11 protein-coding genes and 1 pseudogene are annotated in these 7,541 nt (G+C 63.1%); all 12 read left to right on the forward strand.

Going from position 1 to position 7,541, the window contains the following annotated elements:
• Positions 1-23 precede the first annotated feature (23 nt).
• On the forward strand, positions 24-788 hold the full coding sequence (locus EOA38_RS22090; protein WP_127300255.1) for an SDR family oxidoreductase: 765 nt from the start codon (positions 24-26) through the stop codon (positions 786-788).
• A 12-nt stretch (positions 789-800) separates the two neighbouring features.
• Positions 801-1,586: a glucose 1-dehydrogenase gene (locus tag EOA38_RS22095; RefSeq protein ID WP_127300256.1), complete on the forward strand. Its 786-nt coding sequence runs from the start codon at positions 801-803 to the stop codon at positions 1,584-1,586.
• Positions 1,587-1,732: 146 nt separating this feature from the next.
• A complete protein-coding gene (locus tag EOA38_RS22100; protein ID WP_189434804.1) occupies positions 1,733-1,957 on the forward strand; it encodes a hypothetical protein in 225 nt (74 codons plus the stop codon).
• A 138-nt stretch (positions 1,958-2,095) separates the two neighbouring features.
• Entirely contained in the window at positions 2,096-2,818 is a 723-nt protein-coding gene (locus tag EOA38_RS22105; protein ID WP_126095366.1) for an XRE family transcriptional regulator, read from the forward strand.
• A gap of 246 nt (positions 2,819-3,064) precedes the next feature.
• Positions 3,065-3,352 (forward strand): hypothetical protein, encoded by a 288-nt coding sequence (locus EOA38_RS22110; protein WP_127300257.1) that lies wholly within the window; start codon positions 3,065-3,067, stop codon positions 3,350-3,352.
• 11 nt (positions 3,353-3,363) lie between these two features.
• Entirely contained in the window at positions 3,364-3,741 is a 378-nt protein-coding gene (locus tag EOA38_RS22115; protein WP_126095368.1) for a hypothetical protein, read from the forward strand.
• 33 nt (positions 3,742-3,774) lie between these two features.
• Positions 3,775-3,936: a hypothetical protein gene (locus EOA38_RS22120; protein ID WP_127300258.1), complete on the forward strand. Its 162-nt coding sequence runs from the start codon at positions 3,775-3,777 to the stop codon at positions 3,934-3,936.
• 13 nt (positions 3,937-3,949) lie between these two features.
• Entirely contained in the window at positions 3,950-5,356 is a 1,407-nt protein-coding gene (locus tag EOA38_RS22125) for an amino acid permease (RefSeq protein ID WP_127300259.1), read from the forward strand.
• A 45-nt stretch (positions 5,357-5,401) separates the two neighbouring features.
• Positions 5,402-6,091 (forward strand): hypothetical protein, encoded by a 690-nt coding sequence (locus EOA38_RS22130; RefSeq protein WP_127300260.1) that lies wholly within the window; start codon positions 5,402-5,404, stop codon positions 6,089-6,091.
• Positions 6,088-6,420: a hypothetical protein gene (locus EOA38_RS22135; protein WP_127300261.1), complete on the forward strand. Its 333-nt coding sequence runs from the start codon at positions 6,088-6,090 to the stop codon at positions 6,418-6,420. Before EOA38_RS22130 ends, EOA38_RS22135 begins: the two co-directional genes overlap by 4 nt.
• A gap of 15 nt (positions 6,421-6,435) precedes the next feature.
• Positions 6,436-7,332, forward strand: a complete 897-nt coding sequence (locus EOA38_RS22140; protein WP_127300262.1) for a glutamine amidotransferase family protein — start codon at positions 6,436-6,438, stop codon at positions 7,330-7,332.
• A 4-nt stretch (positions 7,333-7,336) separates the two neighbouring features.
• Positions 7,337-7,541 (forward strand): annotated as a pseudogene (locus tag EOA38_RS22145) (protein GlxC); the annotation flags it as partial.

The raw sequence follows: 7,541 nt of genomic DNA on the forward strand, positions 1-7,541 counted from the left end.
TTCTGTCAGGAAGAGGGAGAGAGATGGAACTGTTCGATCTGCACGGCGACGTGGCATTGGTGACAGGCGCCGGCAGCGGCATCGGCCAGGCGATCGCCATCGGGCTTGCGGAGGCCGGCGCCGATGTCGCCTGCTTCGGCCACAGCTCGAAAGGCGGGCTTGAAGAAACGGCCGGCAAGATCAAGGCGCTCGGCCGCAAGGCGCTGGTGCTGACCGGCACGGTGACATCCGAAAGCGACCTTGCGGCGGCGGTGGAACGTATCGAGAAGGAACTCGGCGCGCTGACGATTGCCGTCAACAATGCCGGCGTCGCCGGGGCAGAACCCGCCGAGACGCTGCCGATGGAAAAGTGGCAGAAGATCTACGACGTCAATGTCAGCGGCGTCTTCCTGTCCTGCCAGGCCGAGGCGCGCGTCATGCTGCCCCGCCGCCGGGGCTCGATCATCAACATCGCCTCGATGTCGGGCTCGATCGTCAATCGCGGCCTGACGCAGGCACACTACAATTCCTCCAAGGCGGCGGTGATCCACATGTCGAAGAGCCTCGCCATGGAGTGGGCCGATCGCGGCCTGCGCGTCAATGTGGTGAGCCCCGGCTACACGCTGACGCCAATGAACAAACGCCCCGAGGTTGCCGAGCAGATAAAAATCTTCGAGCGCGACACGCCCATGGGCCGCATGGCGACGCCGGAGGAAATGGTCGGCCCGACTGTGTTCCTGGCAAGTCGTGCCGCGAGTTTCGTCACCGGCATCGACCTGATCGTCGATGGCGGCTTCGTCTGCTGGTAGGAGAAAGTTGAAGTGCAGAAGCGTTTCGAAGGAAAGACAGCGGTCGTCACGGGCGCCAGCGGCGGCATCGGTGCCGCCATGGCCAAGCGCTTCGCGGCGGAAGGCGCGGCGGTCGTAGTCAGCGCCATCGATCCCCGCGTCGACGAAGTTGCAGCAAGCCTCAAGGCATCGGGTGCGAAGGTCGCCTCGATGCGCATGGACGTAACGAAGAAGGACGAGGTCGCAGCACTCTACGACCTTGCCGAGAAGGAATTCGGCCGCGTCGACATCTCCGTGCAGAACGCCGGCGTCATCACCATCGCCAGGATCGAGGCGATGACGGAAGCCGAGTGGGACAAGGTGATGGCGGTGAACACCAAGGGCGTGTTCCTGTGCTGCCAGGAAGCGATTGCCCGCATGCGCAAGCATGGCCAAGGCGGCAGACTCATCAACACGGCATCCGGCCAGGCGCGGCAGGGCTTCATCTACACACCGCACTACGCGGCCTCGAAATTCGGCGTCGTCGGCATCACGCAGAGCCTCGCCAAGGAAGTGGCCAAGGAAAAGATCACCGTCAACGCCATCTGCCCCGGCATCATCGACACCGACATGTGGGCCTATAACGACACCGCCTGGGGCAAGCTGCTCGGCGACTACAAGCCGGGCGAGCTGATGGCGGAATGGGTGAAGAACATCCCCATGGGCCGCGCCGGCAGCGGCGAGGATGTGTCCGGCCTGGTCAGCTTCCTCGCCAGCGACGACGCGGCCTACATCACCGGACAGACGATCAATGTCGACGGCGGCCTGATCATGTCGTGAGGGGCCACGACCGTATCTCGGCTGGCGGCAAACTCTTATGGGCGACCCGCCGACGGCGCCAATACCTTGCCCGACGTATAGTGCGCGCACCTTTGTCCTTCGCACATCGGAAGCTTCCTCAACCAACTGTGAAAGGCCGCAGTCTGGTGCCTGTCGCCATCGATCCCGAGACGGCCTTCAAGCTGGCGGTAATAGAGGCCTTCGCCACTGCCGGCATTTCCAAGTCGGAACTCGCGCGGCGCCTCGGGCGGGGCGAGACGGAGGCGCGTCGTATCCTCGACCCGGACCACCCGACGGGCTTGCCGCTGATGAAAGCGGCGCTTGCCGTGCTCGGCAAGCAAGCTGTCGTATCAATCATGGATGCGGCTTGACGCCCGCGCCAGGACCGTGTCGGAAGATTTCGTTGCCGGACCCGCGACATAAGAAGGCTTGCCGCCACGATTGCGCTCCTGTGTCGCACCGAATATGTTCACTTGGAGTGAAATAACTCCGCATTGGCTTGGGGCGACATGGCGAAGAAGAATTCCAATACCAAGCCTGCCGGCGTGGCCGCCAAGGGCAAGACGCTGCCAAAAAACATCCCGGCCCATGGGCCCACGATCCGAACGCCGCTGACGCAAGACCCGCACGCGATCCGCGACACCCGCGAAAAAGTGCTGGAGGTCGCCATTGGCCATGAGGTGCGCGCCTTCCGCAAGAAGCTCGGCATCACGGTCGCCGATCTCGCGGCGGCCACCGACATTTCGCTCGGCATGCTGTCGAAGATCGAGAACGGCATCACCTCGCCTTCGCTGACCACGCTGCAGGCGCTGTCGCGGGCGCTCGGCGTTCCTCTCACCGCCTTCTTTCGCCGCTTCGAGGAGGAACACAGCGCAGTCTTCGTCAAGGCCGGCGAAGGCGTCGATGTCGAGCGGCGCGGCACGCGCGCTGGCCACCAGTACAATCTGCTCGGCCATATCGGCGCAAACACCAGCGGCGTCGTCGTCGAGCCCTACATGATCACGCTGACCGAGGAGTCGGATGTGTTCCCGACCTTCCAGCATGAAGGCATGGAGTTCCTCTACATGCTCGAGGGCGAGGTTCTGTACCGGCATGGCAGCAACCTCTACCCGATGAAGCCGGGCGACAGTCTGTTCTTCGATGCCGACGCGCCGCACGGACCGGAAGAGCTGACGCGGCTGCCGATGCGCTATCTTTCCATAATCTGCTACCCGCAGAACAGCACGAGCTGATCAGCGCGTAAGCCCTACCTCGCGAGGCATTTCAGCTGGCTCGTGCCCAGCGTCATGCAGTTCCTGCGGGCAAATGGTTTTATCCACAGGCAAGCGGCGGGCCATGAAGCCAAGTCGTTTACGCTGCGTAAAACCGCCTTGACAATCTCGCGGTTCGAGCAGAACTTATGAAAAAAATTTCACTCTGTTGAAAGAGTGGACGCCCGGTCGTTTCGGGACCGGACGTCGAGAAAAGGGGAAAAACCGATGTCCGACATTAAGCAGCGCGTCGAAGCGCTGTACCGTTCCGACGTGCGCGGATCCGTGCTCCTGATCGTCTGCCTGTGGGCAACGATCCTCTTCGTCCTCCTGATGACCTGGGCTTATATCCCCGACAGCGGGATCAAGCTCGTGGTGGTGGTCGCGGCCGCCGCGGTGCTGATCTTCAACACCGCCGCCATCCTGGCGATGCTCAATCACTACAAGGAAGACAAGGACTTCATCTACGGCCTCGACATCAAGAACGCCGACGCGTTCCGCAACCGCAAGTCCTGAGGGGAAAGACCATGTCTCGCTACATCCCGCCGGAACAGAGCAAGGCCGGCCAGATCTTCGACATCGCCGTCGTCGTGGTCGCCATCTTCGTGGCGCTGTGGCTGCCGCTGAAACTCGGCCTCGCCGGCGCGGCGAAATCCATCGATCCCCTGGACGCCAAGACCTGGGACGCGCTCGGCCAGAACGCGACCATGGCCTCGGTCTGGGAAAAGCTCGGCTATACGCCAGAGACCGCGCACGACATCATCCAGAACCGCTTCCACTACATCATCGACTGGCCGACGCTGATCATCATGGCGGTCGTGCTGATCGCCTATTTCGTCTTCCTGTTCCGCGCCTCCGATCGCGAGTATCGCGAGGTGATCAACGAAAAATTCGACGACAAGTAATCCTTCGACGACACGTAATTCGGGGACACGATCATGTGGATGACAGTCTCTTACGCATGCTGGGCCATCTCGATCCTGCTGGCGCTCTGGATGCTCTACGACTGGTTCAAGGTCGATACGACCTATTCCGAGGGTGTTCTGACCTCCTCGCGCGAGGGCGAGCTTGAAGCCGTTTCCGAAAAACACCGGATCTGAGTGGGGACTGACGATGACCGCTGCGGTTGAAACGGGACTAACGACGACTATCCACGGCGACAGGGTTTCGCTGCTCAGGGTGCTCGGCCCCGCCCATGTCTGGGCGCTCGGCGTCGGCATCGTGCTGGTCGGCGAGTTCACCGGCTGGAACTTTGCGGCAGACAAGGGCGGGGCGCTTGCCGCTCTGATCGTCTGCTGGATCGTCGGGCTGCTCTACACATCGGTCGCCATGATCGATTCCGAAGTGACCTCGACCGTCGCCGCCGCCGGCGGGCAATACGCGCAGGCCAAGCACATCGTCGGGCCGCTGATGGCCTTCAACGTCGCGCTGTTCCTGGTCTTCGCCTACACCATGCTCGAAGTGTCGGACGCGATCCTGCTCGGCGACACGATCGTCGCCAAGGCCGGCGTCGAAGGATTGACGCACAATTCCTTCATCGCCGCCACCATCGTGGTGCTCGCCTGGCTCAACTATCGCGGCGTGCTGATGACGCTCAACGTCAACTTCATCATTACCGCGGTCGCCTATATCTCGATCGTCATCCTGTTCTTCTCGGTGAGCCCCTGGACACAAGGGGCGGTGCTGAAACTCAATGAGCTGGTCACGCCCGGCAACGCGCTGCCCTATGGCTGGATCGGCGTTATCGCCGCCTTCCAGTTCGGCATCTGGTATTATCTCGGCATCGAAGGCACCACGCAGGCCGCCGAGGAAGTGCGCTCGCCGGCGCGCTCCCTGCCCTATGGCACGATGGCCGGCATGATCACGCTTTTGATCGCCGCCGCCATGACCTGGTATGTCTGCGCCTCGCTGATGCCTTGGGAATATCTTGGCATCACCTATTATCCGCTCTGGGACGCCGGCAAGCTGACCGGCAGCCCGTTGCTCGAGAACCTGCTCTTCATCGCGACATTGCTCGCGGCGCTCGCCTCGGCCAATGGCTGCATCAACGACGCGGCGCGCGCCTGGTTCTCGCTCGGCCGCGACCGCTACCTGCCGAGCTGGTTCTCGGCGGTGCATCCGAAGTACCGCACGCCCTATCGCTCGATCCTGTTCCTGCTGCCGATCGCGCTGGCTTTCGCCTTCATCGCCGATCTCAACCAGGCGATCACCTTCTCGATCCTGTCGGGCGTGCTGCAATATACCTTCATGAGCATCAACATCATGATGTTCCGCAAGAAGTGGCCGCTGGGCTCGATCCGCCGCGGCTACACGCATCCCTTCCATCCGCTGCCGGCGATCGTTCTGTTCTGCCTGTGCGTGGTGACCTTCTTCGCCATCTTCCTCGGCTTCGGCTCGCAGTTGATCGCGATGACCATCTTCTATTTCCTGATCTCGCTGTGGTTCCACTTCTACCGCTACAAGTTCGTGCGCCGCGGCGACCAGTTCACCATGCCGTGGCCGAAACCACAGGGCTATTGAACGGAAAAAACCCGCCGCCGCGGCGGCGGGTGTTGGCGTATCGAGATGTCTGAGTTGACGTCAGCTTTGCTTACCGGAGCGATCGCGCTTGCGGTCGTCTTCCACCTTGCCTGGCTCGCGCGCGCCAGCCGCAACAGGGCCAGCGCGGCGCGCGCCGCCGACGAGGCAAGCATCCGCGCGGTCATCCCGGACGCCGTCGATGTCTCCGATGGCACGGCCGGCGTCGCCACCTGGGCCGGTTCTTGGAACGGCGAACGCGCGCAGGTGCGCACCATCGTCGACACGCTTGCGACCCGGAAGCTTCCAACACGCTGGCTGAGCGTGTCGATCACTGAGCCCGTCGCGGTGCCGGGCATTTTCGACATGATGATGCGGCCGGGCTCGCCGACGACCTTCTCCAATTTCGACCATCTCGAGCACACGCTGCCCAAAACAACCGCCCTGCCCGCCGAAGCGGTACTCAGGACCGACCGCCGGGGTGATGCTTTCCCGCAAGACTTGATCGCAGCGCATGCCGGGGTCTTTGCCGAAGGCCGCGCCAAGGAACTGCTGATCACGCCCAAGGGCGTGCGCATCGTCTGGCTGCTGGCCCAGGCCGACCGGGTGCGCTACAGCGTCTTCCGGCAAGCCGCTTTCGGCGACGCGAGGCTCGATCCGGCATTGCTCGAAGAACTGGTCGAAGCCGCATCCTCGCTTCGTCACGCGATCAACCGGCGCGAAAGGCAGGCCGCATGAGCGACGCCACCGACCACACTGGCAGGGCTTCGAACCCCTATCTTGTGCTGGCCTCCGCAATCGTCCTGCCAGGCAGCGGGCATGTCATGCTGGGCTTGCCCGCGCGCGGCCTGCAGTTCCTGTTCTTCATGGTGATCCTCGGCTGGGTGACGACCAAGGTGGCGCCGCCGGACGCCAGCTTCATCGGCCGTCACGCCGGCGGCTTTCTCATCTATGCGCTGTCGATCCTCGACGCCTACAGGATAGCACGCGTCCGCCATGCAATATGGGCCCACAAGCCCCACCCCGATGGCGATAGCGCCACAAGCGGCGTGAAGGCAGATATATAAACGTCGGAGGCTGACATGTGCGGAATCGTCGGACTTTTCCTGAAGGACAAGGCGCTGGAGCCGAAACTCGGCGCGATGCTGTCGGAGATGCTGATCTCGCTCAGCGACCGCGGTCCGGACAGCGCCGGCATCGCCATCTATGGCGCCGCAACCGGCAACGAGGCCAAGATCACCGTGCAGTCGCCGAAACCCGAACGCGATTTCCGCGGCCTCGATGCCGTGCTCGCCAAGGCGATCGGCGCGCCGGTGAGCGTCGCGGTCAAGTCGACACACGCGGTCGTCAGGACCACACCCGACAAGGTCGACGCCGCGCGCGAGGCGCTGCAATCGCTCAGGCCCGATATCCGCATCATGGGCGCCGGCGAAGCGATCGAGATCTACAAGGAAGTCGGCCTGCCGGAAGCCGTCGTCGATCGCTTCGACGTGCGCTCGATGATCGGCACGCACGGCATCGGTCACACCCGCATGGCGACGGAATCGGCGGTCACCACGATGGGCGCGCATCCATTTTCGACCGGCGCCGACCAGTGCCTGGTGCACAACGGCTCGCTCTCCAACCACGACAATGTCCGCCGCGAGCTGGTGCGCGAGGGCATGACCTTCGAGACCGAGAACGACACCGAGGTGGCAGCCGCCTATCTCTCCAACAAGATGGCGCATGGCAAGAATCTCGGCGAGGCGCTGGAGGGCACACTTTCCGACCTCGATGGTTTCTTTACTTTCGTCGTCGGCACCAAGAACGGCTTCGGCGTGGTGCGCGACCCGATCGCCTGCAAGCCCGCCGTGATGGCCGAGACCGACCAGTACGTCGCCTTCGGCTCGGAATATCGCGCGCTCACCAAGCTGCCCGGCATAGACAATGCGAGGGTTTGGGAACCGGAGCCCGCAACCGTCTATTTCTGGGAGCATTGAGTTCATGCCTGCAACACCCATGCCGAAGGCGCAGCGCGAGCAAGGCCATGCGAGGGTATTCGACCTCGGCCAGCAGTCCCTGCGCGAGCTGAACCAGGCGCTGCACAATCTCGCCCCCGGCTCGAACGAGACCGCCTGGGAAGTGCTCAATCCGAAAGGCAGCCATTCGGTCGCCGTCGGCGTCGACCAGCCGGTCAGCATCGATGTGC

This window comes from Mesorhizobium sp. M1E.F.Ca.ET.041.01.1.1 (assembly GCF_003997355.1).
In the GTDB taxonomy this organism is placed as follows: domain Bacteria; phylum Pseudomonadota; class Alphaproteobacteria; order Rhizobiales; family Rhizobiaceae; genus Mesorhizobium.

Excerpts from the sequence above, each read along its gene's own strand:
- EOA38_RS22090 (WP_127300255.1), top strand. The coding sequence starts at position 24 with ATGGAACTGTTCGATCTGCACGGCGACGTGGCATTGGTGACAGGCGCC.
- EOA38_RS22105 (WP_126095366.1), top strand. The coding sequence starts at position 2,096 with ATGGCGAAGAAGAATTCCAATACCAAGCCTGCCGGCGTGGCCGCCAAG.
- EOA38_RS22110 (WP_127300257.1), top strand. The coding sequence starts at position 3,065 with ATGTCCGACATTAAGCAGCGCGTCGAAGCGCTGTACCGTTCCGACGTG.
- EOA38_RS22115 (WP_126095368.1), top strand. The coding sequence starts at position 3,364 with ATGTCTCGCTACATCCCGCCGGAACAGAGCAAGGCCGGCCAGATCTTC.
- EOA38_RS22120 (WP_127300258.1), top strand. The coding sequence starts at position 3,775 with ATGTGGATGACAGTCTCTTACGCATGCTGGGCCATCTCGATCCTGCTG.
- EOA38_RS22125 (WP_127300259.1), top strand. The coding sequence starts at position 3,950 with ATGACCGCTGCGGTTGAAACGGGACTAACGACGACTATCCACGGCGAC.
- EOA38_RS22130 (WP_127300260.1), top strand. The coding sequence starts at position 5,402 with ATGTCTGAGTTGACGTCAGCTTTGCTTACCGGAGCGATCGCGCTTGCG.
- EOA38_RS22135 (WP_127300261.1), top strand. The coding sequence starts at position 6,088 with ATGAGCGACGCCACCGACCACACTGGCAGGGCTTCGAACCCCTATCTT.
- EOA38_RS22140 (WP_127300262.1), top strand. The coding sequence starts at position 6,436 with ATGTGCGGAATCGTCGGACTTTTCCTGAAGGACAAGGCGCTGGAGCCG.